Origin of the sequence: Sphingomonas sp., assembly GCF_042096255.1 — a bacterium.
GTDB lineage: Bacteria > Pseudomonadota > Alphaproteobacteria > Sphingomonadales > Sphingomonadaceae > Sphingomonas.
Map to the genome: position 1 here is coordinate 1 of NZ_JBELLZ010000046.1, position 26,759 is coordinate 26,759.

The window sequence follows — 26,759 nt, forward strand, 5'->3', positions numbered from 1 at the left end:
AGTCGATCCGGGGCGCATCCTTGGCGCTGAACGGGCACGACTTGCGGCGGCGGAAGAAGGGACGGGCCATTACGCGTTCTCCTCCTCGCGGCGACGGCTGCGCTCGCGATCACGCTCCTGCTTGCGCATCATCACGGTCGGGCCCTGCTCGAGCTCGTCGACCTTGATGGTCATGTAGCGGATGATGTCTTCGTTGATGCCGGCCTGGCGCTCGATCTCGGCGATGGTATCGCCCGGAGCGTCGATCTCCAGCATCACGTAATGCGCCTTGCGGTTCTTGGCGATCCGATAGGCGAGGCTGCGAAGGCCCCAGGTCTCGGTCTTGACGACCTTGCCCTGATGATCCTCGACGATCTTGGTGGCGGCTTCCGCCAGCGCGTCCACTTGCGCCTGCGCCAGATCCTGGCGCGCAAGGAACACGTGCTCATACAGAGCCATGTCCGTCCTTCACTGTTGGCCGATCGCTGGCATGGCCCCGTGCCATGCCCCTCCGGCTGTCGTTCCAATGCAATGTCGCTTGAATGCAACAGGGGCGGGGAGTTTTGGCTCCCCGCCCGAGCGGCGCTTCATAGCGATTTCGCGTCGTCGCGCAAGCCTTACTGCAGCGCACCCGCGATCGAGGCAGCGACGATGCCGGTGGTGATGCCCACGAGCACCGCGTCATTGCCCGAGCGGACCCAGCGATAACCGCGAGGCGGCGCGTACAGGCGGCGGTTGCGATAGCGCCGATAGTCGACCACCGCATAGTTGCGGGCGTAGCGACGGTCAAAGCGCTGGCCCTTGGCCCAGCGGCGATAGGCCGGAGCGCGGTTCTGGACGGTGGTCTTGCGGACGACGGTGCCGTTCGGCTTGCGGTTCACGGTGCGCACCACGCGGTCGCCGTCGCGCTGGACGGTGACGGTGCGACGGTCCGGCTGCGCCTCCGCCGAGGTGGCGATCATCGGCGTGGCCATCACGGCCGCAGCGATGCCGGCCTGGATGAGCTTGTTCAGCATGGTCGATACTCCTCTACTCGATTCTGTTTGTTTCGGCGCCGTTTCCAGCGTCAGGAAAGCATATCGCCCCCGGATGTATCCCTCGATTGTCGCAATCAGCGCGAAATAGTCGCTAAGTGTCGCCAAACGCCGCCGTTTCTTAACTCCGGTTCAGGAACGGGAGGTAACCGTGAACGGGCGTTCAGGATCGCAACCGTTTCTGAACGGATCGTCAGCTAGACTGAGCGGATGAGCGTCCACGACCACCATTCCTTTGCCGCGGCACGGCGGCTGCACCTGCGGCCCGGCGCGATGGCGGCGGCGAAGCGGTGGCGCTGGACGGTGCTGGTCGTGGCGGCGATGCTCGCGGCGCTGGCCTGCGGCTGGACCGGGTTCATCGCGTCCGACGATTCGCTCTACTATGAGGGTGCGAGCCGCTGGCTAACCGATCCGCCGTTCGCGGGGACCAATCATTGGGAGACGCGCTTCCCGCTGGTGCTGAGCTTCGCCGGCGTGATCGCGCTGGCGGGCCCCAGCTTCGGTGCCTTCGCGATCACCGCAATCCTTTTCTACGTGCTGTTCGTCGGGGCGACGGGCATGGCGACGGCGCGGATCGCCGGCGAACGTCCCGGGTGGATCGGGGCCATCCTTGCGGCGACGCTGCCGGTCGCGGTGGCCAATGCGACCACGGTGAGCGTCGATCTCTTGGAAGCTAGCCTGCTGCTCGCTGGCATCACCCTGCTCGGCGCGGCGGACGGGCGCACCGGCTTCGGCGCAGGGGCGGGCATCGCCTTCGGGCTGGCGCTGCTGTGCCGCGAGACGACGGCGCTGCCGTTGCTGGGCTTGCTGCCGGTGTTCCTGCTCGGCCGCCCCGTCGAGCGCCGGGTGCTGATCGCGGCGGGCGTCGGCTTCGCACTGGTGGTGGGGGCGGAGGCGCTGTTCCAGTATTGGGTCACTGGCGATCCGCTGCGTCGATACGCCATCGCCTTCCACCATGACGAGCATATCGACCGGTCGAAGAACCTGGAGGGCAACCTGCTGCTGTGGCCGCCGATCGACCCGCTATTGGTGCTGCTGGTCAACGACGATTTCACGCTGCTGTTCTGGGCGGCGGGGCTGGCGCTGGCGACGGGGACATGGGGCGCGCTCGGTGCCGAGGGCCGGCGACGCTACGCGGTGCTTGGGGCGATGGCGGCGGCGAGCTTCGTGGCGGTGGCGATGCTCTACACCAAGCTGGTGCTCAATCCGCGCTATTTCATGTTGCCGGCGCTGGCGGCAATCGTGCTGGCGGCGGCGATGCTGGCGCGGGCCGCGCCGCATGTACGGGTGATCGGCCTTCTGGCGCTGGTCACGCCCGCCTTGCTGCTGCTGAGCGTCTCCAACGCGCACCCGCGCTGGCAGATGGAGGCGCTGGTCGCCGCCGCGCGTGCTCATCCGGGCGAGCCGGTGTGGGGCAACGCAGGGGAGGTGCGCCGCGCGGCGCTGCCGATGCGCTTCGCCGGGGTCGCCAACCTGCGGGAGGGCACCGCTCCCGCGGGCGGGCTGATGGTGATCCCCGAGGGGATGGCGGAAGGGGCGGTGCTAGCGCGCTATCCCTCCCCGCCCACCAAGCTGGGTTCGGTGCTGCGCGGGCTGGGCGTGGCGCCACTGGTGCCCGCGCCAGTGGCGCGGCGAATGTTCGCACCCAACCCGACCTATGTGCTGACCCGCACCCCAGGTTGACCAGGCATCGCGCAACCGCCTAACGCCTGTGCCCTTTCAAGGAGAGGGCGATGCGCGCGTTCATCTTCCCCGGTCAGGGGAGCCAGTCGGTCGGCATGGGCAAGGCGCTTGCCGACGCAAGCCCGCATGCGCGCGAGGTGTTCGAGGAGGTCGACGACGCGCTCGGCCAGCGGCTGTTCCGGCTGATGAGCGAAGGGCCGGCGGACGAACTGACCCTGACCGAGAACGCGCAGCCCGCGATCATGGCCAATGCCATTGCCACGCTGCGCGTGCTGGAGCGCGAGGGTGGCATCTCGCTCGCCGACAAGGCAGATTACGTCGCCGGCCACAGCCTGGGCGAATATAGCGCGCTCTGTGCGGCGGGAACGTTCGATCTCGCCACCACCGCGCGGCTCCTCAAGCTGCGCGGGCGGGCGATGCAGGCGGCGGTGCCGGTGGGCGAGGGCGCCATGGCGGCGCTGCTCGGCGCCGATCGCGAGCGCGCGGACCTGATCGCGGGAACGGCGGTCGACCAGATCCTCGCCGAGGGCGGCGAGACGCGGGTCTGCTCGGTCGCGAACGACAATGATCCCTCGCAGGTGGTGATCTCGGGCCACCGCGATGCGGTGGAGCGCGCGGTGGCGCTGGCGCGGGAGCTCGGTGCCAAGAAGGCAATGCTGTTGCCGGTATCCGCCCCGTTCCATTGTTCGCTGATGCAGGACGCGGCGGATGCAATGGAGGACGCCTTGCGCGACGTTCGCCTGTCCGCGCCGGTGGTACCGGTGTTCGCCAACGTGGATGCGGCGGCGCTGGCCGATCCCAATGCGATCCGCTTCGCGCTGGTCCAGCAGGTGACGGGCGTGGTCCGCTGGCGCGAGTCGGTGCTGGCGATGGCGGATGCGGGCGTGACCAGCTTCGTGGAACTGGGCGCCAAGGTGCTGGGGACGATGGTGAAGCGTACCGTCCCCGACGCGACACCGACCAGCGTCGTGACGATGGACGACGTGGAGGGTTTGCTTAAGAATTTTTGATTGGTTCAGAGGAGGCGCGGAGGCGCGGAGAAGATGAGGCCCATCGATCACGTGAGTGGCGACGTTCTGGACGTGGCGCTCCGCCTACACCGAGACCTCGGACCCGGTCTGCTCGAAAGTGTTTACGAGACCATCTTGGCGGAACGGCTCAGCCGGATGGGCTACTCGGTGGAGCGTCAACGTGTGGTGGACATCGAGTTCGAGGGCGTCCGCTTCGCGGCCGCGTTCAAGGCGGACCTGATTGTCGACACCCGGCTCGTCGTGGAGATCAAGTCCGTGGAGCGTCTTGCCGCGGTGCATGCAAAGCAACTGCTGACCTATCTTCGCCTGCTGCGTCAGCCCGTAGGGCTGCTGATCAACTTCGGTGGGGAGACTTTGAAAGAGGGGGTGCGGCGGGTCGTCAACAACCATTCTCCTTCTCTCTGCGCCTCCGCGCCTCCCCTGAACCAAATTTCCTCTGGAGCATAATCGATGTTCGATCTTTCAGGCATGACCGCGCTCGTCACCGGTGCCTCCGGCGGCATCGGTTCCGCCATTGCGAAGGCGTTGGCCGGGCAGGGCGCGCGGCTGGCGGTTTCGGGGTCCAATGCGGAGAAGCTTGCCGCCTTTCGCGATGAGCTCGGCGGGGAGCATGTTGCCGTGCCGGCCAACCTTTCCGATGCTGCCGCGGTCGACGCGCTGGTGCCTGCGGCGGTGGAGGCGCTCGGCGGGCGGCTGGACATCCTGGTCAACAACGCCGGTGTCACCCGCGACAATCTCGCCATGCGGATGAAGGACGAGGAGTGGGACACGGTGATCCGCGTCAACCTGGAGGCCGCGTTCCGCCTGATCCGCTCCGCCGCAAAGCCGATGATGAAGCAGCGCTTCGGCCGTATGATCTCGATCACCTCGGTGGTCGGGCAGACGGGCAATCCGGGGCAGGCGAATTATGCGGCGTCCAAGGCGGGGCTGGTTGGTATGTCCAAGGCGCTGGCGCAGGAACTGGCCAGCCGGAACATCACGGTGAACTGCGTTGCTCCCGGATTTATCCGCTCGGCCATGACGGACGTGCTGCCCGACGCGCAGAAGACCGCGCTCACCGGGCGCATCCCCGCCGGCGACCTCGGCACAGGGGAAGACATCGCCGCTGCGGTGGTGTATCTCGCCAGCCGCGAGGCCGGCTATGTCACCGGCCAGACGCTGCATGTGAACGGCGGCATGGCGATGGTCTGACTTGCGCCGCGGGCTTTGCCGTTCTAGCTGCGTTCAGACTCAACCGATCCCAATGAGAGAGACACTATGAGCGAGACCGCCGACCGCGTGAAGAAGATCGTCGTCGAGCATCTCGGCGTCGAGGCCGACAAGGTGACCGAGGACGCCAGCTTCATCGACGATCTGGGCGCGGACAGCCTCGACATCGTCGAGCTGGTGATGGCGTTCGAGGAGGAGTTCGGGGTCGAGATCCCGGATGACGCCGCTGAGAAGATCACGACCGTCAAGGACGCGATCAACTATATCGACGAGCACAAGGGCTGAGCCTTTCGCTCGGGAATCGTTGACGGCTCCCCCGGGCAACCGGTCGGGAGCCGTTTTCGTTTGGAACATTGTCCGTCGTGCCGGCGCTGACCGGCAACGTGCGGGAACGAGGAATGCCCCGGCCGTTGCCGGGGTGGCGCCGGAAGGATCATTATGCGTCGCGTCGTCGTCACGGGGCTTGGCCTCGTCACCCCCCTGGGAGCGGATGTCGAGACCGCCTGGCGGAACCTGATTGCCGGCAAGTCCGGTGCCGGCACGATCACACGGTTCGACGCCACCGATTTCCAGAGCAACTACGCCTGCGAGGTGAAGCCGGCAGATCACGAATATGGATTCGATCCTGCAAAGCGCGTCGACCACAAGGTCCAGCGGCAGGTCGATCCGTTCATCGTCTATGGCATCGATGCGGCGGGCCAGGCGATCGAGGACGCGGGGCTGACCGACATGACCGAGGAAGAGCGCTTTCGCGCCGGCTGCTCGATCGGGTCGGGGATCGGCGGTTTGCCGGGTATCGAGAGCGAATCGCTGGTGCTCCACCAGAAGGGGCCCAAGCGGGTCAGCCCGCACTTCGTTCATGGCCGCCTGATCAACCTGATCTCGGGCCAGGTCTCGATCAAATACGGGCTGATGGGTCCCAACCACGCCGTGGTCACCGCCTGCTCGACCGGCGCGCATTCGATCGGCGATGCGGCGCGAATGATCGCGATGGACGATGCCGATGTGATGCTTGCGGGCGGCGCGGAAAGCACCGTCTGCCCGATCGGCATCGCCGGCTTCGGCCAGGCGCGCGCGCTCTCCACCGGATTCCGCGACGATCCTACCCGCGCCAGCCGCCCCTATGATCGCGACCGCGACGGCTTCGTCATGGGTGAGGGCGCGGGCGTTGTCGTGCTGGAGGATTATGAACGCGCGAAGGCGCGTGGCGCGAAGGTCTATGCCGAGGTGATCGGCTATGGCCTGTCCGGCGACGCCTATCACGTCACTGCGCCGCATCCCGAAGGCTCGGGCGCGTATCGCTCGATGGAGATGGCGATGCGCAAGTCGGGCCTCAGCCTGTCCGACATCGACTATGTCAACGCACACGGCACCTCGACCCCACTGGGCGACGAGCTGGAGCTGAACGCGGTCCGCCGCCTGTTCGGCGATGCGATCGGCGGCATGTCGATGAGCTCCACCAAGTCGGCGATCGGCCACCTGCTCGGCGGCGCGGGCGCGGTGGAGAGCATCTTCTGCATCCTGGCGATGCGCGACGGCATCGTCCCGCCGACACTCAACCTCGACAACCCCAGCGAGAATTGTGCGGGGGTGGACCTGGTGCCACACGTCGCCAAGGAGCGGCAGGTTAAAGCGGTGCTCAACAACAGCTTCGGCTTCGGCGGTACCAACGCCAGCCTGGTGATGAAGGCGCTCTGACGCGGTCATGATCCAGAGCGGCGGCCTTTGAATGCGTCCCCTCGGCTGCCTCGGGCTGCTCGCCGGCCTGCTCGGCATCTTCGCGCTGATGCTGATCGGGCAGGACTGGAAGGGCGCGGGGCCGGCGAATGCGCCGATGACGGTGCAGGTGCCGCGCGGTGCCAGCCTGGCGCGGGCGGCGCAGGCGCTGGAGCGGGCGGGGGCGATCGAATCGGCTACCCGCTTCCGTGTCTATGCGCGCGTGTTCGGCAACAATGCCCCGATCCGCGCGGGCGAGTATCAGGTGCCCGCGCACGCCAGCGCCTCCGACGTGCTGGCGCTGCTTCAGTCGGGAAAGGTGCGCCAGCGCTTCGTGGTGGTGCCGGAGGGCTATCCTTCGGTGATGGTGCACGACGCGCTGCTGCGCGCCGACGGGCTGATCGGGCCGGTCGGCATCCCGGCGGAGGGCTCGGTGCTGCCCGACAGCTACGCCTATGAGCGCGGGGACACCCGCATGTCGGTGGTCAAGCGGATGCAGCAGGCGATGAAGGACTATGTCGCCGCCGCCTGGAAGAAGCGCAAGCCCGGCATCGCAGTGAAGACGCCCGAGGCCGCGGTGGCACTCGCCTCGATCGTCGAGAAGGAGACGGGCAAGCCCTCCGAGCGCCGAATGGTCGCCGCGGTGTACGACAACCGGTTGAAGCAGGGTATCCCGCTCCAGGCCGATCCGACCGTGATCTACCCGGTTACGCTGGGACGTCCGCTCGGCCGCCGTATCCTGCGCTCCGAACTGGACGCCAAGAACGGCTACAACACCTATGCCGAGGCGGGGCTGCCCAAGGGCCCGATCGCCAATCCGGGGCGCGCCAGCATCGATGCGGTGCTCAACCCTGCGGATTCGCCGGCGCTCTACTTCGTCGCGGACGGCACCGGGGGGCATGTGTTCGCCAACACGCTGGCGGAGCACAATGCGAATGTGGAGAAATGGTACGCGATCCGGCGATCGCGCGGGGAGATGTAGCGGTCAGTCGCCGATCCCGGACGTGTCGATCTCCACGCCCAGGATCACCGACGTGATCCGCTCGCCGAAGGGGATGTCGCGCCGCTCGGCATAGCCGTCCGCCTGCGGAGACCACATCTGGACGATCCGGCGGCCTTCACGGTCGACTACCCAATACTCCGGCACACCGGCGCTGCCGTAAAGCCGCACCTTGCGACCGAGGTCCTGCTCCAGCGACGTGTCGGACACTTCTACCGCAAGCTTCAGCTTGGCGAGGGGAACCCCGCGAACCTCATGCTTCTCACCCACCGACACGTCCGGTTCAGGAACGCTGTCGTCGGTCAGGTCGACACTGCCGGAGCCATAAACGACCAGCTTTGAACCGACGGCGCGCAATGCAATCGTCAGCTCAGTGCCGACGTACATCATCGTCGCGGCATGCCACGCCCAGATCGAGTTCACGACCCAGATCTCCCCCTCGATCAGCTCGGTCTTGGCGTAGTCGACGAATGCGCCAGCGTCGGCGAGCAGCCAATAGTCCTTCGCCGTTACGCGGTAACGCTGCGCGATCTCAGGCGGGATGAAGGGCGCGTTCACGCTCTAACCTTACCATCGCCGCGCCGCACCCGCCAGCTTAACCCCGCAGCCCCGCGGCGGCATGCGCCTTTGCCTTCACATCCGCCATGGTCGCGCCCGTAGGGGTTACCCAGCTGCCGCCGACGCACAGCACGGGATCGAACGCCAGCCAGTCGGGCGCGGTCGCCTCGGTGATGCCGCCCGTGGGGCAGAAGCGGCACTGGTAGAAGGGCGCGGCGAGGGCCTTCAGCGCCTTGAGCCCGCCGTTCGCCTGGGCGGGGAAGAACTTGAAGTGGGTGAGGCCCAGGTCCATCCCGCGCATGATGTCGCTGGCATTGGCGATGCCGGGCAGGAAGGGGATGCCGCTGCCCAGGATCGGCTGGGCGAGCGTCTCGGTAAGGCCGGGAGAGACGATGAACTCCACGCCGGCCTGCTGCACCGCCTCGAATTGCGCGGTGCTGACCACGGTGCCGGCGCCGATGATGGCGCCTTCGACCTGCTTCATCTCGGCGATCGCCTCCAGCGCCGCCGGGGTGCGCAAGGTCACCTCCAGCACCTTGAGGCCGCCGGCGACCAGCGCCTCGGCCAAAGGACGCGCGGTGGCGGCGTCGTCGATCACCAGCACCGGGATCACCGGGCTGGTCTGCATGATGGTCTCGATGGTCATGCCGAATGCTCCTGGGCATAGGCCGCCGCGGCGCCGAACAGGCCGGGCTGGGGATAAGTGATGATCTTGACCGGAATGGTGGTCATCAGGCTCTGGAACCGGCCCTTGGCGACGAAGCGCTGCGCGAAGCCGGACTGGAGGAGCTTGTCCTTGAGGCGAAGGCCCAACCCGCCGGCGATCACCACCGCGGTCGGGCCGTGGGTCAGCGCCAGGTCTCCCGCGACCGCGCCCAAAGTCAGGCAGAAACGCTCCAGCGCGGCGGTGGCGAGCGCGTCGGTGCCGCTCATCGCCAGCTCCCACAGGCCCTTGTCGTCGAGGTGGACGACCGGCTTGCTCTGCATCTGCGCGAGCGTCTCATAGATGTTGACCAGCGCCGGGCCCGCGCAGACCCGCTCGGTGGAGACGCGGGTGTAGGTGGGGCGGAGCCGCCTGACGATCGCGTCGTCGATATTGTCGAGCGGGGCGAAGTCGGTGTGGCCGCCCTCGGTGGAGATGACGTGGTAGCGGCCATGCTCACGGAACACCTGCGCGACGCCCAGGCCCGTGCCCGGCCCGCAGACGGTGGTGGAACCGTGATCGGGCAGCGGCACGTCCGGCCCGCACAGGTGGACATAAGCGCTGCCGTCGAGCTGGCCGACCGCGTGGCCGATCGCGCCGAAATCGTTGATCAGCGAATAGGTGTCGACGCCCAGCCGTTCCTTGATCAGCGGCGGGCGGATGATCCACGGATTGTTGGTGAACTTGATCAGCTCGTCGTTGACCGGCGAGGCGACCGCGATACCGGCGGCGCGCGGGACTGGACGGCCGAGCTGCTCACCGAAGGCGGCCCAGGCGAGCGGGAAGGTGGCATGCTCGGCGACCTTGAGCGTGATCGGCTCACCGAGCGAGACGACGCGGCCGTCCTCGACCTCGGCAATGGCGAAGCGAGCGTGGGTGCCCCCGATGTCGACTGCTACGACTTCCATTTCGATCCTTCCGTCATGCCGGACCTGTTCCGGCATCCACCGTGCCGCACAAGCCGTGGCGCGATCGCTCACGGAACCGTGGGCCCCGGAACAAGTCCGGGGTGACGGCCGGAGCTAGAGCCCCGCCCCCGCCAGCACCGCGCTGGCACCCTTCTCCGCCTCGTCCGCCGCGCCGCGGAACAGGCCGAACAATTCGCGGCCGAAGCCACTGGCCGGCGGCGGCGCCATCGCCTGCTCGCGCGCGGCCCACACGTCCGCGGGCACCAGCGCGTCCACCGCGCCGTTGACCGCATCCACCCGGATCATGTCGCCGTCGCGGATCAGGCCGATCGCGCCGCCGCCGAGAGCCTCCGGCGAGACGTGGATCGCGCAGGGCACCTTGCCGCTGGCGCCCGACATGCGCCCGTCGGTGACCAGCGCCACCTTGAACCCGCGGTTCTGGAGCACGCCGAGCGGGGGCGTGAGCTTGTGCAGCTCGGGCATGCCGTTCGCGCGCGGGCCCTGGAAGCGGACCACGACGACGACGTCGCACTCCAGCTCGCCCGCCTCGAACGCCTTGAGCACGTCGAGCTGGTCGTGGAAGACGCGCGCGGGCGCCTCGATCACCCAGCGCTCGCGCTCGACCGCGGAGACCTTGATGCAGGCGCGGCCGATGTTGCCCTGGAGGATGCGCATGCCGCCATCGGGCGAGAAGGGCGCCGAGGCCGGGCGCAGGATCGTCTCGTCGCTGCTCGCGCCCGGATCGCGCCACGCCAGCGTATCGCCGTCGAGCTGCGGCTTCTCGCCATAGGCATCGAGCGAAGAGCCCGCGACGGTCAGGATGTCGCGGTGAAGGTGGCCGCTGCCGATCAGTTCGCGGATCACGAACGGCATGCCGCCCGCCGCCTCGAAGCCGTTCACGTCGGCCGAGCCGTTGGGATAGACGCGCGCGATCAGCGGGGTGGCGGCGGAGAGGCGGTCGAAATCCTCCCAGTCGATCACGATTCCCGCCGCGCGGGCGATCGCGGGCAGGTGGAGCAGGTGGTTGGTCGAGCCGCCGGTGGCGAGCAGGCCCACCGCGGCGTTGACCACCGCGCGCTCGTCGACGATCCGGCCGATCGGGCGGTAGTCGTCGCCGCGCCAGCCCAGCTTTGCCACCCGCTGCACCGCCGCGCGGGTCAGCTCCTGACGCAGCCTGGTGCCTGGGTTGACGAAGGCGGCGCCGGGCATGTGCAGGCCCATCACCTCCATCATCATCTGATTGGTGTTGGCGGTGCCGTAGAAGGTGCAGGTCCCCTTGCCGTGATAGGCGGCGATCTCCGCATCCAGCAGTTCCTCGCGGGAGCAGTCGCCGACCGCGTAGCGCTCGCGCACCGCCGCCTTGGCCTTGTTGGGGATTCCGGTGGGCATAGGCCCGCCGGGAATCAGCACCATCGGCAGATGGCCGAAGCGCAGCGCGCCCATCAGCAGGCCGGGGACAATCTTGTCGCAGATGCCCAGCAGCGCGGCGCCCTCGAACGTGCCGTGGCTGAGCGCCACCGCGGTGGAGAGCGCGATCGTGTCGCGGCTGAACAGCGAGAGCTCCATGCCGGCATAGCCCTGGGTGACGCCATCGCACATCGCCGGCACGCCGCCCGCGACCTGCGCGGTGGCGCCCACCTCGCGTGCCCAGACCTTCATCTGCTCAGGGTAGCGGTAATAGACTGCATGCGCCGAGAGCATGTCGTTGTAGGCGGTGACCAGCCCGATGTTCATGCCGCGGTCGGCCTTGAGATGATCGCGGTCCTCCTCCGTGCCGGCATAGGCATGGGCGAGGTTGGCGCAGCCGAGCATCGGCCGCCCGATCCACGCCCCGCGCTCGCGATCGAGCAGGTCGAGATAGCGCGCGCGGCTCTCCCGCGAACGCTGGATGATGCGGTCGGTGACGGCACTTACGACGGGGTTCATCGGCTTTCTCTCGTCATGCCGGGCTCGTCCCGGCATCCACGGTTCGGCAGGAGCCGCGCCCGGTTGCTTTGCGGCACGGTGGACCCCGGAACAAGTCCGGGGTGACGTAGCGTCCTTACGCCGCCCAGTGGATATCCACCGGCAGCTCCGCATCGGCCAGCACCCGGCCGATCGGATAGGGCGAGCCCGCGCCTTCGCCGATAGCATCCTCGATCACCTTGCGCTTAGCGTCGCCGGTCACAGCGATCATCACCGCCTTGGCCGAGATGATCGCCTGGCGCGACAGGGTGACGCGCGCGACCGGCGCCTCTGGCGGCAGCGGATCGGGCATCACGCCCAGCGCACGGCGCTCGCGCGGGCCGTTCAACGCCTCGTCATAGTCCGGACCGGGGAAGATCGAAGCGGTATGGCCATCACCGCCGACGCCGAGCAGCACCAGATCGAGCGGCCAGTGCAGGTCGCCGAGCAGCGCGTCGGCCGAGCGGCCGGCGGCCTTATAGTCGTCGGTCGCTTGCGGCACGACCGGGATCACGCGCGCGCCCTTGGGGATGAAAGCCTTGCCGATCATCGTCACGTTGCTCAGCGGATCGCCCAGCGGCACGATCCGCTCGTCGGCGGGGACGATGGTGACGCGCTTCCAGTCCAGCTTCGCTTTCGAAAGCTTGTCGTAGATTGGGATCGGCGTCTTGCCGCCCGACAGCGCGATCACCGCCGCGCCGCGTGCGTCGAGCGCGCTCTCGATGACAAACTGGATGTCGCCGGCGACGGCCTCGGCCATCTCGGCCGCGTCGTCATATTCCCACCATTCGATTTCGGTCATTCTCTTATCCTTGATCCAGCGTCCGTTCGTGCTGAGCGAAGTCGAAGCACATGGTCGAACGTTGCGCGTGCCCTTCGACTTCGCTCAGGGCGAACGGAGGTTTAGCTCCGGCCGTGATCTCGACGCACTTAGTCGTCCTGCCAGGTCACCCCGTCGCGCTCGGTGAGCGCGATCGAGGCGGCGGGGCCCCAGGTGCCCGAGGCATAATGTTTCGGCTTCATGTCGTTGGCAGCCCAGCCGGCGCGGATCGCGTCGATCCAGGTCCACTGCGCCTCCACCTCGTCGCGGCGGACGAACAGGGTCTGGTCGCCCTCGATCAGGTCGAGCAGCAGCCGTTCATATGCGATGCGGCGGCGGGTGCCGGCGAACTCCGCGTCCATCGACAGGTTCAGCGGCACCTCGCGCAGGCGCACGCCCTCACGGTCGAGGCCGGGCTCCTTGGCCATCACCAGCATCTGGATATACTCTTCCGGCTGTAGGCGGATCACCAGGGTGTTGGGCTGGAGGATGCCGCCGCGGCCTGAGAACATCGAGTGCGGCACTGGTTTGAACTGGATCGCGATCTCGCTGCGGCGGACCGCCATGCGCTTGCCGGTGCGGAGGTAAAAGGGCACGCCCTGCCAGCGCCAGTTATCGACATGCGCCTTTACCGCCACGAACGTCTCGGTGTTCGAATCGCGGCCGAGCTCCTCGTCATAGCCCTTGACGATCTCACCCTTTACCGCCCCGCCATTGTACTGGCCGATCACGGTGTCGCGTGTGGCGCATTCGGGCGCGATCAGCCGCAGCGAGCGGAACACCTTGGCCTTTTCGTCGCGCACATCGGTCATGTCGTAGCGCGCAGGCGGCTCCATCGCGATCAGCGCGACAAGCTGGAGAATGTGGTTCGCCACCATGTCGCGCAGCGCGCCCGCGCCGTCGTAATAGCCGGCGCGATCCTCCAGCCCCACCGTCTCGGCGACAGTGATCTGTATGTTGTCGATCCCCTGCGCATTCCACACCGGCTCGAAGAAGGAGTTCCCGAAGCGAAGCGCCAGGATGTTCTGCACCGTCTCCTTGCCGAGATAGTGATCGATCCGGAAGGTCCGCTCCTCCGGAAACGCCCGCGCCACCGTGTCATTGATCTCGCGGCTGGAGGCGAGGTCGTAGCCGAGCGGCTTTTCCAACGCGATCCGCACCGTTTCGCCGGTCAGCTCGACGCTGCGCAGCCCCTCCACCGCCGATTCGAACAGCGACGGCGCGGTAGAGAGGTAGATGGCGAGGCCGCCGGATATGTCGCCGACCTTGTCGGCGAGCGGCTTGAAGCTGGCCGGATCGGACAGGTCGGCGGGTTGGAAGTACAGCCGCTCCAGGAAGCTGGCGATCTGCGCCTTGTCCTTGCGATCCGCCGCGAGGAACTCGTCGAGCGCCTTGCCGACGAAGGTGCGGAAGTGCGCGTCGTCGTGATCGGCGCGGGCGGAGCCGAAAATGGCGAGATCGGCGGGCAGCAGCCCGTCGGCGTGGAGGCCGTAGAGCGACGGCAGCAGCATGCGCTGGGCGAGATCGCCGGTGGCGCCGAACAGGAGGAGCTTGGAGACGGGACTGCGCTTCATGGCTTGGCTCCGGGCTTTTCAGAGGACGAGGCCGCGGGTCGGCTCGGCACCGGTCATCAGGTTGAGGCTCTGCACCGCGGCACCGGCCGCACCCTTGCCGAGATTGTCGTAGGTGGCGATCAGCCGCGCCTGGTCGGCATGGCCGAGGACGTAGAGAGTCATCCGGTCGGTGCCTGCGTCGGCCTCGATCCGCAGTGTGGCGGGGGTCTCGTCGGAGACGCGGATAATGCCGCCGGCCGGATAAGCGGCGGCAAGTACGTCGCGCACGTCGGCCAGCGAAGGCCGTGCAGGCAGGGCACGCAGCACCAGCCCGACCTCGCCGATCATGCCGCGATAGACGTTCGCCACCGCGGGCAGGAAGACGGGCGGGAAGGCGAGGCCGGCATGCGCCTGCATCTCGGGCAGGTGCTTGTGGGTGAGGGCAAGGCCATAGGCGCGGAAGCCGGTCTGCGCCTCGCCGCTCTCGAACTCGGCGATCATCGCCTTGCCGCCGCCCGAATAGCCCGACGCGCCCGAATAGGTGAGCGGCCAGTCCGCCGGCACCAGCCCCGCCGCGACCAGCGGGCGGACGAGGGCGAGAAAGCCGCTGGGCCAGCAGCCCGGATTGGCGACGCGCCGTGCGGTCGCCACGTCGATGCCGAGCTCGGGCAGACCATAGGTCCAGCCCTCCGCAACGCGGTGCGCGCTGGAGGCGTCGATCACCCGCACCGCCGGATTGTCGATCAAAGCCACCGCTTCCTTCGCCGCCTCGTCAGGGAGACAGAGGACCACAAGATCGGCCTCGTTGAGCGCCTCGCGGCGCGCGGCAGGATCCTTGCGCCGTGCGTCGTCCAGCATCACCAAGGTCAGGTCGTCGCGATCGGCCAGCCGCGCGCCGATCTCCAGCCCGGTGGTGCCGGCGGCACCGTCGATGAAGACCTTGGTCACGCCGGCTCGCCCAGGGCGTCGGCGGCGACGTAGCCGACGCGGCCGTGCGCGGGCGCGATGCCCCAGGCGATGCCGCCCGTCACGTCGAGCAGCTCGAACGCATCGCCCGGCGCGAGTTCGATCTCCCCGGCCTCACCCGCGCGCGCGTTGCGCAACGGGACCGCCCGGATCACGCGGCGAGGCAGCGCGCGCACATAGTGCGGTGCGAAGACGCGGTCGGCCAGGCGCACGTCCGCCAGGTCGGACCGGATTGCGTGCGTCTTGGGGTCCAGGGCGACGGAACGTCCGGTCAGCGCGAAGCTAGGCCGGGGCGTGCTGGGCGCGCGGATGCTCTGTGTCGCCGATGAAACTGCCGAACTCCTCAAGAAATGTTGCCCCCTCGGACGTGCGCGCGATGAAGATGTTGCGCTTGTCGGTATCGTCGCGCTGGCGGGCGAGATAGCCGAGCGCCCCCAGCCTGTTCAAGGCGCGCGTCACCACCGGCTTCGAAACGTTGAGCATCCGGGCGAGGCCGCGCACCGTGTGCGGGCCGGGCATGAGGTACACGACCAGCAGCAGCGCCATCTGACGGTTGGTAAGGTCGGGCTCGCCCGAGCGGACATAGTCGACCAAAGTGGTCATCCATGTGCTCAGTTCCGACTGTGCCATTGTGGTTGCCAAGGATTTTCCAGACACGAGTGGCGTTGCTCAGGCTCTCCTGCGTCTCAACGCCCGCTGCCGCGGCTGGTTTCAGTACCGATACGATTGCGGATGCAGTTGCGGGCTTGACGGTCGACGCCTATGTGCCGGCGCGTTCCCGTATCTCCTGAGTTCCCGACGAGGCCGATGTTCACTTTCCTGCTCATTATCCACGGCCTCATCGCCGCCGCGCTCGTGGCGGTGATCCTCATGCAGAAGTCCGAGGGCGGCGGGCTCACCTCCGGCGGCAGCCCGGCGGGGCTGATGTCGGCCCGGGGCGCGGCGGATTTCCTGACGCGGACCACCGCGATCCTGGCTGCGGTGTTCGTCGGCATGTCAATCGCGCTCGCCATCTATGCGGCCACCCGGCAGACGCAGACGGTTGACGTGTCCGCCGCACGCCCGGTGCCGGCGCAGGCGCCGATCGGTCAGGCGCCGGCGCCCGGCGGTGCGGCGCCGCTCGCCGGCGCGGCGCAGGCGGTGGACGGCAATGCCGCCGCCCCGGCCGAGAGCGGCGTCCCGCTCGAACGCTGATCCCCCATTATCGTACTTTTCGTCGCGCGCGGCCCAACCGCGCGCTTGCCTCCGTTCGGCACTAAAGGTTAGGCGTTTCCTCCCATGGCGCGGTTCATCTTCATAACCGGCGGCGTGGTGTCGTCGCTCGGCAAGGGTCTCATGGCAGCGAGCCTTGCGGCGCTGCTCCAGGCGCGCGGCTATCGCGTGCGGATCCGCAAGTTCGATCCCTATCTCAACGTCGATCCGGGCACGATGAGCCCGTACCAGCACGGCGAGGTCTACGTCACCGACGACGGCGCGGAGACCGACCTCGACCTCGGCCACTATGAGCGCTTCACCGGCGTCGCCGCGCGGCAGAGCGACAATGTGACCTCCGGCCGCATCTATCAGCAGATCATCGCGCGCGAGCGCCGCGGCGACTATCTGGGCGCTACCGTGCAGGTGATCCCGCACGTCACCGACGCGATCAAGGCGTTCGCCAAGGCGGAGACCGACGACCTAGACTTCGTGTTGTGCGAGATCGGCGGCACCGTCGGCGATATCGAGTCGCTGCCCTTCATCGAGTCGATCCGCCAGCTCAAGAACGAGGTGGGGCGCGGCAACGCGATCAGCGTCCACGTCACTTTGGTGCCTTATATCGCCGCGGCGGGCGAGCTGAAGACCAAGCCGACCCAGCATTCGGTCCGCGAGCTGGCCGCACTGGGCGTGCAGCCCGACGTGCTGGTCTGCCGCGCCGAAAAGCCGCTGCCCGCCAGCGAGCGCGCCAAGATCGCTTTGTTCTGCAACGTGCCCGAGAGCGCGGTCATACCGGCGCTGGACGCGAGCAGCATCTACGCCGTGCCGCTGCAATATCATGCCGAAGGGCTCGATTCGGAGGTGCTGCGCGCCTTCGGCATCGTGCCGTCTTCCGCGCCCGATCTCAGCCGCTGGCAGGATATCGTCGACCGGCTGCAGCATCCCGAAGGTGAGGTGACGATCGGCGTAGTCGGCAAATATGTCGGCCTTCAGGACGCGTACAAGTCGCTCAACGAGGCCCTGGTCCATGGCGGGATCGCCAACCGGGTGAAGGTCAACATCCGCTGGATCGACGCCGAGCTGTTCGAGGGCGACCATGCCGAGGTCGCCGCGCAGCTGGAGCCGTGCCACGCGATCCTGGTGCCCGGCGCCTTCGGCGAGCGCGGGGCGGAGGGCAAGATCGCCAGCGTCCGCTTCGCCCGGACACGCGACGTGCCCTATTTCGGCATCTGCTTCGGCATGCAGATGGCGTGCGTCGAGGGCGCGCGCGACCTGGCCGGCATCGCCGAGGCTTCGTCGACGGAGTTCGGGCCGACGCCCGAGCCGGTCGTCGGCCTGATCACCGAATGGATGACCGAGAAGGGCATCGAGCGCCGAGCTGTGGAGGGTGATCTCGGCGGCACCATGCGGCTGGGCGCCTATCCCGCCAAGCTGGACGGCAATTCGGTGGTCGCGTCGATCTACGGCGAGGGCGAGATCAGCGAGCGCCATCGCCACCGCTATGAGGTCAACACCGCGTACCGCGACGCGCTGGAGAAGGGGGGGTTGGTCTTCTCGGGCATGTCGCCCGACGGCATGCTGCCCGAAATCGTCGAGCGGCCGGACCATCCCTGGTTCGTCGGCGTGCAGTTCCACCCGGAGCTGAAGAGCAAGCCCTTCGATCCCCACCCCCTGTTCAAGAGCTTCATCGCCGCGGCGCTGAAGCAGAGTCGGCTGGTCTAGGGCAGCTCTGCGGAGGACAGTCCCGTCGGGACGATGGTGGCTTGGGCGACGGCGGCGAGGACCGGCTTGGCATCGTTGCTCTCACCCCAGACGTCTGCACGTACGATGACTTGGCGCTTGCCCGCCTTGATCACTGTCCCGCGAGCGCGAAGGCGGTCACCGCGGCCGGGCGCGAGGAAGTTGATGGTATAGCTTCCGGTTACCACGTCTCCTGCGATCGAGCTTGCCGCCCATGCGCAGGCATTATCCGCCATCAGCCCGACGATCGCACCATGGGCGAAGCCATGATGCTGGGTGAGATCGTCGCGCATGACAAGGACGAGTTCCGACTCGCCTTCGAAGCAGCGGATCGGTTCAACATCAAGCCATCGGCTGAAGCCGGATCGGCCCACTGCGACCTTGCGCATGTAACTCACCGCTTCCTCGTTGCTGCTCCACGGACGCGACATCGGCTCTCTCCCAAGTCTGCTTCGCAGACCTATACGCTCGCAGTCCAGCGTGCAATGTCGTAGATCGGGTGGATGAAGACCTATGTCGCCTCGAAATCTCCCTGTCCTGTTGGCAGAGCTTCCCGCCTGCTGGGCGATCGCTGGATCGTGCTGATGTTGCGTGAGCTCTTTCTCGGCGTCGATCGGTTCGACGGCTTTCTTGAGCGCCTGCCGATCAGTCGAGCCACATTGACAGCCCGGCTCGAGTGGCTCGTCGCGGCTGGGGTGGTCACCCGAGATCCACCTGAGGCCCGACGTGCGCGATATCGACTGACCGAGGCCGGCCGAGCCCTTCGCCCAGTTCTCGCTGCGATCCGCGATTGGGGCGAAGCCTGGCTGCCTCAAGGTACGACGCAGGAAATAGAAAAGGCGCCCGGACCTTCCGGTCCGGACGCCCCACGACGCCTGGAAAAGGGAGCAACAGGCGCCGAACGGTAGACCGTTACGCGGCTTTCGCCTCGTCCGAGGGTGTGCCCTCGACGGCGGCGAGCGGTGCGCCGGTCTTGATCGCGATGGTCTTGGGCTTCATCGCCTCGGGCACCTCGCGGACGAGGTCCACGACGAGCAGGCCGTCGTTGAGCCGCGCGTCCTCGACGAAGACGAAGTCGGCCAGTTCGAAGCGACGCTCGAAGCTACGGTTGGCGATACCGAGGTGCAGGAACTGGTTATTGTCCTGGCTCTCGGACTTCTTGCCCGCGACCAGCAGCAAGTTCTGCTGTGCGGTGATCTCGATCTCGTCGCGGCTGAAGCCGGCCACCGCGATGGTGATGCGGTAACGGTCCTCGGCCAGGCGTTCGAGGTTGAAGGGCGGGTAGTTGTCACCCGACGAACGAGCGCTGGTTTCCAGCAGGTCGAACAGCCGGTCGAAGCCGATGGTCGAGCGGCGATAGGGGGTCAGGTCGAGTCGCATATCAAATCCTCCACAGGAAGCGAGTTGAACGGCATAGGCACCCGAAAATCCGCAGTGCCGCGCGTGCGAGCCGTCAGCGGCCTCGCACAGCCGTTAGATGGGCCCGGCACCGGCTGTTTCAAGCACCAGAGCGCGACGGAATGAATGTCCATCGAGATGATCGGACATTGCAATTCCTATCGACTAGATGGATGTAGCCGGGGAACAACGTGCCTAGGGGGAAATATGTCGATCACGCTTGCCCTGCTGCTCGCTCAGGTGGCGACCGGCGCGCCGTCGCCTGACCAGACCACCGGCCCGCAGACGCCGCCCGTCGCGCCTTCCGCAACCGAGCCGACGCCGGTGCAGGCCGGCCCGCTTGCCGATCCCACATCGGATGAGAACGAGCAGGCGCTGGGGCTTCAACAGGGTGGCGACGTGGTGGTCACCGCGCGGCGCAGGTCCGAAACAGTTCAGGACGTGCCGATCGCCATGTCCGTGATCGGTGGCACCACGCTGGCGGAAACCGGCGTGTACAATGTCGGCCGGCTCACCCAGATCCAGCCGACGCTGCAGTTCTATTCAAGCAATCCGCGCAACTCCGCCGCCAACATTCGCGGCCTGGGCGCGCCGTTCGGGCTGACCAACGACGGCATCGAGCAGGGCGTCGGCATCTATGTCGACCAAGTCTATTACTCGCGGATCGCCTCCGCGACCTTCGATTTCACCGATACCGAGCGGATCGAGGTGCTGCGCGGCCCTCAGGGCACGCTCTATGGCAAGAACACAACTGCGGGTGCGATCAACATCAGCACGCGCAAACCCAGCTTCACGCCCGAGGCACGCGTGGAGGTGAGCGGCGGCAACCTGGAGTTCTTCCAGGCCAAGGGCTCGGTCTCGGGACCTCTGGTGGACGACAAGGTCGCCGTGCGGCTGTCCGCATCGGTGACCACGCGGCGCGGCACGATCCGCAACGTGGTGACCGACAAATGGGTCAACGGCCAGGACAATCTGGGTCTGCGCGGGCAGATGCTGATCCAGGCGGCCGACAATCTCGATTTCACCATCTACGCGGACTATAACCGCCAGAACCCGGAATGCTGCGCGCAGATCTACGCGCGCTACGGCCAGACGCAGCGCCCGCTTAACCGGCAATATCCTGCGCTCGCCGCCGCTTTCGGCTATGCGCCGCCGTCGCTGGATGCGTTTGACCGTCGCACCGACCTCGACACGCCGCTGATGGCGAAGCAGGAACTGGGCGGCGCCTCGCTGCTCGGCAATCTCGACTTCGGTGCGGCGACGCTCACCTCCGTCACCGCCTGGCGGTTCTGGAACTGGGATCCGTCAAACGACCGCGACTTCACCGGCCTGCCGATCACCACCGTGTCGGCCAACCCGTCGCAGCAGCGGCAGTTCAGCCAGGAGCTGCGGCTAGCGTCGAACGGAAAGAATGCGGTCGATTATGTCGTCGGCGCGTTCTTCTTCCATCAGACGATCGACACACAGGGCTCGCAGGTCCAGGGGCCGGCGGCGAGCCGCTATCTACTCAATCCGACAAGCGCCAATGCGCTCAACCCCGCGGTGCTGGACGGGCTGACCTCGACCAACGAGATCGGCTTCAAGAACACCAGCGCGGCGGTGTTCGGGAAGCTGACCTGGCACGTCACCGGCCAGCTGGAAATCGCGCCGGGCCTGCGCGTCAACTATGACAAGAAGTCTGGTGACTATGTCTCGGCGGTCACCACTGGTGCCGGGGCGCCGCTCAACTGTTCCACCGCAGCGCAGGCGAACTCGGTGGTGCGTGATCAGTGCGGCGTGTTGTCGCCGCAGAGCTACCAGCCCGAATTCAGCAACTGGAACCTGTCTGGCGACATCACGATCAGCTACGACTTCGCGCCGAACGTGCATTATTACGCCACCTATGCGCGCAGTTTCAAATCGGGCGGCATCAACCTGTCGGGCCTGCCGCTCGGTCCCGACAACCTGCCGGCTCTTGCGGCCGCCACGGTCGATCCCGAGAAGGTCAACAACTTCGAACTGGGCCTCAAGACCCAGCTGTTCGACCGCCGGGTGACCTTCAACCTCGCGGGCTTCTGGACCGAGATCAGCGACTATCAAGCGACCGTGACGAACGGCCAGCTCGGCGTGCTGCGCGGCTATCTCGCCAATGCAGGAAAGGTGCGCACCCGCGGCTTCGAGGTGGACACCGCTTTCCGCCCGAGCGAGCGCTTCAACGCTTATTTCAACACGGCCTTTACCGACGCGAAGTACGTCCGCTTCAAGGAGGCGCCGTGTCCGCCCGAGCTGTCGGGCGGCACCACCGCGACCGCGGGGCAGGCTCCGTCGGCACCGGGCACGCCCGGGGGCATCAGCCCGCAGTTCTGCGACGTCTCGGGCCAGCGACTGCCCGGCATTTCGAAATGGGCCTTCTCGTTCGGCGCCGAATATGACCTGCCCGCCAACGTTGGCGGGTATGACGGCTATTTCTACCTGGGTTACGACGGCAGCTACCGTTCGGACTTCTCGTCCAACCCCTCCGAATCGCGCTACATGACGATCAACGGCTATGACGTTCACAACTTCCGCCTCGGCTACAAGGCGCGGGACAAGTGGAACGTGTTCGGCTGGCTGCGCAACGCCTTCGATCGCAACTATTACGAGCTGCTCACGATCCAGTCGGGCAACACCGGCCTGATCGCGGGCCAGCCGGGCGATCCGCGCACCTATGGGGTGACGGTGTCGGCAAGCTTCTGATGAAACTCCCGGCCGGCGGCGATGCCGCTGGCCCGGTTCACGCCAACAACGCAAAAGCAAACGCCCGGGCCGTTGCCGACCCGGGCGCCTGCGTGACGATCGCTCGTCAGCCCCCTTGAGTGGCCGGATCGCAGGGCATTACGCCGCGATCTTCAGCCTTTCCCCGAACCACGGCCATTGCCTGTGTGCCAGTGCAGTCTGGCTACTCGTGCGATCGGGTGCGGTCCAGCCGGATGAACGCAAGCTAAACGGATTGCGCCAATCCTGTGACAATCGCGCCACAGCGAGCCGCGGTGCGCGCAAAGCGGTTGTGCGACCGCCCGTTGCCACCGCCTCCCGCCGCTCCTAGAGCACGCGGGTGATCTCCCGATACGAACGCATGATCGCACGGCGCTACCTGCTTCCGGGCAAGGGCGAACGCTTCATCGTGCTTGTCGCCGGCTTCAGCCTGGGTGCGGTGATGCTAGGTGTCGCCGCCCTGGTGATCGTGATGAGCGTGATGAACGGCTTCCGGGCCGAGCTGTTCGACAAGATCGTCGGGCTGAACGGCCATGCCGTGGTGCAGGGGATCGACAACCGGCTCACCGACTGGCGTCGCGTGCTGGCGGAGGCGAAGGCGACCCCCGGCGTCACCTCGGCGACCCCGCTGATCGAGCAGCCGCTGTTCGCCACTTACAACGGCCGCGCCGAGTTCATTCTGCTGCGCGGCATGCGGGTGGACGACATCCGCACCAATCCGACCATCCGCTCGAAGGTGGTCGCCGGATCGCTCGCCACCATCCGCCCCGGATCGGACGAGGTGGCGATTGGCGCGCGGCTGGCCGAATCGCTGGGCGCGACGATCGGGTCGGACATCACCATCTTCAACCCCTCGGGCCAGACGACGCCGTTCGGCACCATGTATCGCCAGGTGAACTACACCGTCGGCGCGATCTTCGAGGTGGGGGTGTATGATTACGACAAGGCCTATGTCGTTATGCCGATCGAGGATGCGCAGACATTGCTGCTGATGAACGACAGCGTCGGCATGATCGAGGTGGAGACGGTGAATGCCGACCGGGTCGAGCAGATCTTGCGTCCGCTGGCCGAGAAGGTGCGCGGCTTCGCGGTGATTAACGACTGGCGGCGGATGAACGCGCAGCTCTTCGACGCACTAGCGGTGGAGCGGGTGGCGATGTTCGTGGTGCTGTGCATCATCATCCTGGTCGCCGCGTTCAACATCGCCAGCTCGCTGATCATGCTGGTGCGCGCCAAGACGCGCGATATCGCCATCCTGCGGACCATGGGTGCCAGCCGCGGCGCGATGATGCGCGTGTTCATGATGGTGGGCACCACCATCGGCACGCTGGGGATCGTCGCCGGGCTGGTTCTGGGTGCCGTGTTCCTTTTCTATCGCCAGGCGGTGGTGAACTTCGTCCAGCTGGTCACCGGGCAGAACCTGTGGGATCCCTCGATCCGCTACCTGACCGAGCTTCCCTCCAAGCCCGATCCGTTCGAGATCGTCGCGATCGTGGTGATCACCGCGCTGATGACGCTGCTGGCGACCATCTATCCGGCGTGGAAGGCGGCGGGGACCGATCCGGTGCAGGTGCTGCGCTATGAATAGCCCCGTGCTGGAGATCGCCGGGCTGGCGCGCAGCTTCACCCAGGGCGGGCAGACGATCCATGTGCTGCGCGGAGTGGAACTGGCGATCGCGCCGGGCGAGATAGTAGCGCTGCTGGGGCCATCGGGTTCGGGCAAGTCGACGTTGCTTCAAGCGGTCGGGCTGCTCGAAGGCGGGTTCGAGGGCTCGATCCGCATCGCCGGCACCGAGGCGGCGCGGCTCGACGCGCATGGCCGCACCGCGGTGCGGCGCGATGCGCTCGGCTTCGTCTATCAGTTCCATCACCTGCTGCCGGACTTCGACGCTTCCGAGAATGTGGTGCTGCCGCAGCTGATCCACGGCACCGAGCGGACGCCGGCGGAGGCGCGTGCGACCACCTTGCTCACCGCCCTCGGGCTCGGCCACCGGCTGACCCATCGGCCGAGCCAGCTGTCGGGCGGCGAGCAGCAGCGGGTGGCGGTGGCGCGCGCGCTCGCCAATCGCCCGGCGCTGGTGCTGGCGGACGAGCCCACCGGCAACCTCGACGAGGCGACCGCCGACGTGGTGCTCGCCGAGTTCCTGCGGCTGGTGCGCGAGGAGGGGTCGGCGGCGCTGGTCGCCACGCACAACGAGCGGATTGCGGGCAAGATGGACCGGGTGGTGCGGCTGCATGAGGGTGTGCTGGCGTGAACCCGTGGCGTGAGGCGCCGACCCTGGTGGGGCGGCACGTCACGCTCCGTCCGCTCGTACGCGAAGACGGGCCTGCGCTGGTGACGGCGGCGTCCGAAGGCGGGTTGTGGAACCTGTTCTACGCCGGTGTCGCCAAGCTGAAGGACATTGACGGCTGGTTCGAGGAGGTGTTCGCCGAACAGCGCTACGGCCGTGCACTGGCCTTCACCATCATCGACCGGCCTGGCGCGGTGATCGGCACCACACGGTTCATGCGCATGCACGAACGCAACCGGCGCCTTGAGATCGGTGGCACCTTCTACGCGCTTCGCGCGCAGCGGACCGGGGCGAATACCGAGGCGAAGCTGCTGCTGCTGCGCCATGCCTTCGACACGCTCGATTGCCAGTGCGTCCAGATCCGCACGGACGTGCTCAACCGGCGCAGCCAGGCGGCGATCGAGCGGCTCGGCGCGCGCCGAGACGGCGTGCTGCGCGGCCATCAGATGACCGCCACCGGGCGATTGCGCGACACGGTGGTCTACAGCATTCTCGACCGCGAATGGCCGAGCGTGCGGGAGAACCTGACGTATCTGCTGGCGCGGCACGACGGAGAGCAGAAGAGTGATGATCACCGATTTTGAGGTGAAGGCGGCGAACGGCAGCGCGGTGCCGCTCGCGCGCTACGCCGGCAAGGTGCTGCTGATCGTCAACACCGCTTCGAAATGCGGCTTCACGCCGCAATATGAGGGGCTGGAGGCGCTGCACCGCCGCTATGCCGATCGCGGCTTCAAGGTGCTGGGCTTCCCGTGCAACCAGTTCGGAGGGCAGGAGCCGGGCGATGCGGCGGAGATCGCGAACTTCTGTTCACTGACCTACGACGTCACCTTCCCGGTCTTCGCCAAGATCGACGTCAACGGCGCCGATGCGGAGCCGCTGTTTCAGCGGCTCAAGGCCGACGCGCCGGGGCTGATGGGCAGCAAGGCGATCAAGTGGAACTTCACCAAGTTCCTGGTCGATCGCGAGGGCCGTACCGTGCGCCGCTACGCCCCGGCCACCAAGCCCGAGGACCTCGTCCGGGACATCGAAGCGTTGCTGTGAACCGCTTCGACCCGAACGGCACCTATCGCATCCTGCTGGCGATGTTCGTGCTGATCTGCCTGGTGATGGTGGCGCTGCTGTACCTGATGGCGGTGCTGCACAGCCGATAGGCCACTGGTCGAATCGCGCAGGTCAGCATAGGTTGGGGCGATGCACTCCGGCTATGTCCCGCTCCGCATCTTCTCCTGCTACACCATGCTCGACGGGGCGATCGAGCCCAAGGCGATCGCCAAGCAGGCGCGCGCGCTGGGCTTCCCGGCGGCGGCGCTGACCGACCGCAACGGGCTCTATGCCGCCATGGCCTTCTCGGACGCGGCGATGGCGGCGGGGGTGCAGCCGGTGATCGGCGCGATGCTGGGGGTGGCGCGACCGGATCTGCCAGAGGGGGTGGCGCCGCAGGTCGACTGGCTGGCGCTCTATGCGCAGGATCAGGCTGGGTATGAGAACCTGTGCGGGCTGGTGAGCCGCGCGCATCTCGACCGGCCGATCGAACTGGCGCCGCATGTGAGCTTCGCGGCGTTGGCCGGGCGTACCGAGGGGCTGATCGCGCTGACCGCGGGCGGGGAGGGCGGCCTCGCGCGGCTGTTCGCGGAAGACCAGCCGGCGCGCGCCGCCGATTATGCCGAGCGGCTCGCGGCGGTATTCCCGGATCGGCTGTACGTGGAGCTCTGCCGGCGCGGTGACCGGATAGAGGAGCAGGCGGAGGGCGCGCTGATCGACCTCGCCTATGATCGCGGCCTGCCGCTGGTCGCCACAAACCCCAGCTGCTTCGCCGATGCCGCGTTCAGCGAGGCGCATGACGCGATGCTCTGCATCGCCAATTCGACCTATGTGGAAAGCGAGGACCGGCCCCGCACCTGCCCCGATGCCTGGATCAAGCCGGCCGACGCGATGAAGGCGCTGTTCGAGGATCTGCCCGAGGCGATCGCCAACACCCTGGTCGTGGCGCAGCGCTGCGCCGTTGCCGCACCCAAGCGTAAGCCGATTCTGCCAAGCCTCGCCGGCGACCGCGAAGGCGAGGCCGCGCTGCTGCGCCAGCGCGCGCATGTGGGTCTAGATGCGCGGCTGGAGCGGATCGAGGCGCTCGGCCAAGCGGGCGAGGGCGACTGGCGCGGACCCTATCGGCAGCGGCTGGACTTCGAGCTCGACGTCATCATCCAGATGGGGTTCCCGGGCTATTTCCTGATCGTCGCGGACTTCATCCAATGGGCCAAGCATCAGGACATTCCGGTGGGCCCGGGCCGCGGATCGGGCGCCGGCT

Annotated in this window: 29 protein-coding genes and 1 pseudogene; 16 read left to right on the forward strand and 14 right to left on the reverse strand. The window is 67.3% G+C overall.

What is annotated here, in order from left to right:
- The 3 genes and pseudogenes from ACFDTH_RS10005 to ACFDTH_RS10015 form a co-directional block, all read right to left on the reverse strand.
- Positions 1-70: pseudogene (locus ACFDTH_RS10005) on the reverse strand (30S ribosomal protein S18); the annotation flags it as partial.
- Positions 70-438 (reverse strand): 30S ribosomal protein S6, encoded by a 369-nt coding sequence (rpsF, locus tag ACFDTH_RS10010; RefSeq protein ID WP_375287379.1) that lies wholly within the window; start codon positions 436-438, stop codon positions 70-72. The pseudogene ACFDTH_RS10005 and the gene rpsF, both read right to left, overlap by 1 nt.
- A gap of 158 nt (positions 439-596) precedes the next feature.
- Positions 597-995 carry an RcnB family protein gene (locus tag ACFDTH_RS10015; RefSeq protein ID WP_375287380.1) on the reverse strand — a complete coding sequence of 133 codons (399 nt, stop codon included), beginning with the start codon at positions 993-995 and terminating at the stop codon, positions 597-599.
- A 228-nt stretch (positions 996-1,223) separates the two neighbouring features.
- Here ACFDTH_RS10015 and ACFDTH_RS10020 point away from each other — a divergent pair, with 228 nt between their 5' ends.
- From ACFDTH_RS10020 to mltG, 7 genes are all read left to right on the forward strand, one after another.
- A complete protein-coding gene (locus ACFDTH_RS10020; protein ID WP_375287381.1) occupies positions 1,224-2,696 on the forward strand; it encodes a glycosyltransferase family 39 protein in 1,473 nt (490 codons plus the stop codon).
- Positions 2,697-2,746: 50 nt separating this feature from the next.
- Entirely contained in the window at positions 2,747-3,706 is a 960-nt protein-coding gene (gene fabD / locus ACFDTH_RS10025) for an ACP S-malonyltransferase (RefSeq protein ID WP_375287382.1), read from the forward strand.
- Positions 3,707-3,739: 33 nt separating this feature from the next.
- Complete coding sequence (locus tag ACFDTH_RS10030; RefSeq protein ID WP_375287383.1) at positions 3,740-4,174, forward strand: GxxExxY protein; 435 nt, start codon at positions 3,740-3,742, stop codon at positions 4,172-4,174.
- 3 nt (positions 4,175-4,177) lie between these two features.
- Complete coding sequence (gene fabG, locus ACFDTH_RS10035; RefSeq protein ID WP_375287384.1) at positions 4,178-4,918, forward strand: 3-oxoacyl-[acyl-carrier-protein] reductase; 741 nt, start codon at positions 4,178-4,180, stop codon at positions 4,916-4,918.
- Between the two features lie 66 nt (positions 4,919-4,984).
- On the forward strand, positions 4,985-5,221 hold the full coding sequence (locus ACFDTH_RS10040) for an acyl carrier protein (protein WP_375287385.1): 237 nt from the start codon (positions 4,985-4,987) through the stop codon (positions 5,219-5,221).
- 153 nt (positions 5,222-5,374) lie between these two features.
- Positions 5,375-6,634, forward strand: a complete 1,260-nt coding sequence (fabF, locus tag ACFDTH_RS10045; protein WP_375287386.1) for a beta-ketoacyl-ACP synthase II — start codon at positions 5,375-5,377, stop codon at positions 6,632-6,634.
- A gap of 31 nt (positions 6,635-6,665) precedes the next feature.
- On the forward strand, positions 6,666-7,634 hold the full coding sequence (gene mltG, locus ACFDTH_RS10050) for an endolytic transglycosylase MltG (RefSeq protein ID WP_375287387.1): 969 nt from the start codon (positions 6,666-6,668) through the stop codon (positions 7,632-7,634).
- 3 nt (positions 7,635-7,637) lie between these two features.
- Here the strand turns inward: mltG and ACFDTH_RS10055 are convergent, their stop codons facing one another.
- The 9 genes from ACFDTH_RS10055 to ACFDTH_RS10095 all read right to left on the reverse strand — a co-directional run bounded on the left by ACFDTH_RS10055 (position 7,638) and on the right by ACFDTH_RS10095 (position 15,707).
- Positions 7,638-8,210 carry a Uma2 family endonuclease gene (locus tag ACFDTH_RS10055; protein ID WP_375287388.1) on the reverse strand — a complete coding sequence of 191 codons (573 nt, stop codon included), beginning with the start codon at positions 8,208-8,210 and terminating at the stop codon, positions 7,638-7,640.
- A gap of 37 nt (positions 8,211-8,247) precedes the next feature.
- Positions 8,248-8,856, reverse strand: coding sequence for a bifunctional 4-hydroxy-2-oxoglutarate aldolase/2-dehydro-3-deoxy-phosphogluconate aldolase (eda, locus tag ACFDTH_RS10060; RefSeq protein WP_375287389.1), 609 nt, complete (start codon positions 8,854-8,856; stop codon positions 8,248-8,250).
- Positions 8,853-9,821, reverse strand: a complete 969-nt coding sequence (locus ACFDTH_RS10065) for a glucokinase (protein WP_375287390.1) — start codon at positions 9,819-9,821, stop codon at positions 8,853-8,855. Before ACFDTH_RS10065 ends, eda begins: the two co-directional genes overlap by 4 nt.
- Positions 9,822-9,935: 114 nt before the next feature.
- Positions 9,936-11,747, reverse strand: coding sequence for a phosphogluconate dehydratase (edd, locus tag ACFDTH_RS10070; protein WP_375287391.1), 1,812 nt, complete (start codon positions 11,745-11,747; stop codon positions 9,936-9,938).
- Between the two features lie 115 nt (positions 11,748-11,862).
- Entirely contained in the window at positions 11,863-12,567 is a 705-nt protein-coding gene (pgl, locus tag ACFDTH_RS10075) for a 6-phosphogluconolactonase (protein WP_375287392.1), read from the reverse strand.
- Positions 12,568-12,695: 128 nt separating this feature from the next.
- Positions 12,696-14,159, reverse strand: coding sequence for a glucose-6-phosphate dehydrogenase (gene zwf / locus ACFDTH_RS10080; RefSeq protein WP_375287393.1), 1,464 nt, complete (start codon positions 14,157-14,159; stop codon positions 12,696-12,698).
- 18 nt (positions 14,160-14,177) lie between these two features.
- Complete coding sequence (gene argC, locus ACFDTH_RS10085) at positions 14,178-15,086, reverse strand: N-acetyl-gamma-glutamyl-phosphate reductase (RefSeq protein WP_375287394.1); 909 nt, start codon at positions 15,084-15,086, stop codon at positions 14,178-14,180.
- On the reverse strand, positions 15,083-15,259 hold the full coding sequence (locus tag ACFDTH_RS10090; protein ID WP_375287395.1) for a hypothetical protein: 177 nt from the start codon (positions 15,257-15,259) through the stop codon (positions 15,083-15,085). Before ACFDTH_RS10090 ends, argC begins: the two co-directional genes overlap by 4 nt.
- Before the next feature lie 127 nt (positions 15,260-15,386).
- A complete protein-coding gene (locus ACFDTH_RS10095) occupies positions 15,387-15,707 on the reverse strand; it encodes a MarR family transcriptional regulator (protein WP_375287406.1) in 321 nt (106 codons plus the stop codon).
- Positions 15,708-15,911: 204 nt separating this feature from the next.
- Here ACFDTH_RS10095 and secG point away from each other — a divergent pair, with 204 nt between their 5' ends.
- Complete coding sequence (gene secG, locus ACFDTH_RS10100) at positions 15,912-16,298, forward strand: preprotein translocase subunit SecG (protein WP_375287396.1); 387 nt, start codon at positions 15,912-15,914, stop codon at positions 16,296-16,298.
- Positions 16,299-16,382: 84 nt separating this feature from the next.
- Positions 16,383-18,017 carry a CTP synthase gene (locus ACFDTH_RS10105; protein WP_375287397.1) on the forward strand — a complete coding sequence of 545 codons (1,635 nt, stop codon included), beginning with the start codon at positions 16,383-16,385 and terminating at the stop codon, positions 18,015-18,017.
- Here ACFDTH_RS10105 and ACFDTH_RS10110 read toward each other — a convergent pair.
- Positions 18,014-18,466: a PaaI family thioesterase gene (locus ACFDTH_RS10110; RefSeq protein ID WP_375287398.1), complete on the reverse strand. Its 453-nt coding sequence runs from the start codon at positions 18,464-18,466 to the stop codon at positions 18,014-18,016. The genes ACFDTH_RS10105 and ACFDTH_RS10110 overlap by 4 nt on opposite strands.
- A gap of 72 nt (positions 18,467-18,538) precedes the next feature.
- On the opposite strand from ACFDTH_RS10110, the gene ACFDTH_RS10115 reads away from it, so the two are divergent.
- A complete protein-coding gene (locus tag ACFDTH_RS10115; protein WP_375287399.1) occupies positions 18,539-18,943 on the forward strand; it encodes a winged helix-turn-helix transcriptional regulator in 405 nt (134 codons plus the stop codon).
- A gap of 4 nt (positions 18,944-18,947) precedes the next feature.
- Here the strand turns inward: ACFDTH_RS10115 and ACFDTH_RS10120 are convergent, their stop codons facing one another.
- On the reverse strand, positions 18,948-19,415 hold the full coding sequence (locus ACFDTH_RS10120; protein WP_375287400.1) for an Hsp20 family protein: 468 nt from the start codon (positions 19,413-19,415) through the stop codon (positions 18,948-18,950).
- A gap of 225 nt (positions 19,416-19,640) precedes the next feature.
- On the opposite strand from ACFDTH_RS10120, the gene ACFDTH_RS10125 reads away from it, so the two are divergent.
- The 6 genes from ACFDTH_RS10125 to ACFDTH_RS10150 form a co-directional block, all read left to right on the forward strand.
- Complete coding sequence (locus ACFDTH_RS10125; protein ID WP_375287401.1) at positions 19,641-22,148, forward strand: TonB-dependent receptor; 2,508 nt, start codon at positions 19,641-19,643, stop codon at positions 22,146-22,148.
- Between the two features lie 379 nt (positions 22,149-22,527).
- On the forward strand, positions 22,528-23,754 hold the full coding sequence (locus tag ACFDTH_RS10130; RefSeq protein WP_375287407.1) for a lipoprotein-releasing ABC transporter permease subunit: 1,227 nt from the start codon (positions 22,528-22,530) through the stop codon (positions 23,752-23,754).
- Positions 23,747-24,421, forward strand: coding sequence for an ABC transporter ATP-binding protein (locus ACFDTH_RS10135; protein WP_375287402.1), 675 nt, complete (start codon positions 23,747-23,749; stop codon positions 24,419-24,421). The genes ACFDTH_RS10130 and ACFDTH_RS10135 overlap by 8 nt, the downstream gene beginning before the upstream one ends.
- Positions 24,418-25,041 carry a GNAT family N-acetyltransferase gene (locus ACFDTH_RS10140; protein ID WP_375287403.1) on the forward strand — a complete coding sequence of 208 codons (624 nt, stop codon included), beginning with the start codon at positions 24,418-24,420 and terminating at the stop codon, positions 25,039-25,041. The genes ACFDTH_RS10135 and ACFDTH_RS10140 overlap by 4 nt, the downstream gene beginning before the upstream one ends.
- Positions 25,025-25,498 (forward strand): glutathione peroxidase, encoded by a 474-nt coding sequence (locus ACFDTH_RS10145; RefSeq protein WP_375287404.1) that lies wholly within the window; start codon positions 25,025-25,027, stop codon positions 25,496-25,498. Before ACFDTH_RS10140 ends, ACFDTH_RS10145 begins: the two co-directional genes overlap by 17 nt.
- 150 nt (positions 25,499-25,648) lie before the next feature.
- Positions 25,649-26,759: PHP domain-containing protein (locus ACFDTH_RS10150; RefSeq protein WP_375287405.1), on the forward strand; the 1,111-nt coding region annotated here is incomplete at its 3' end.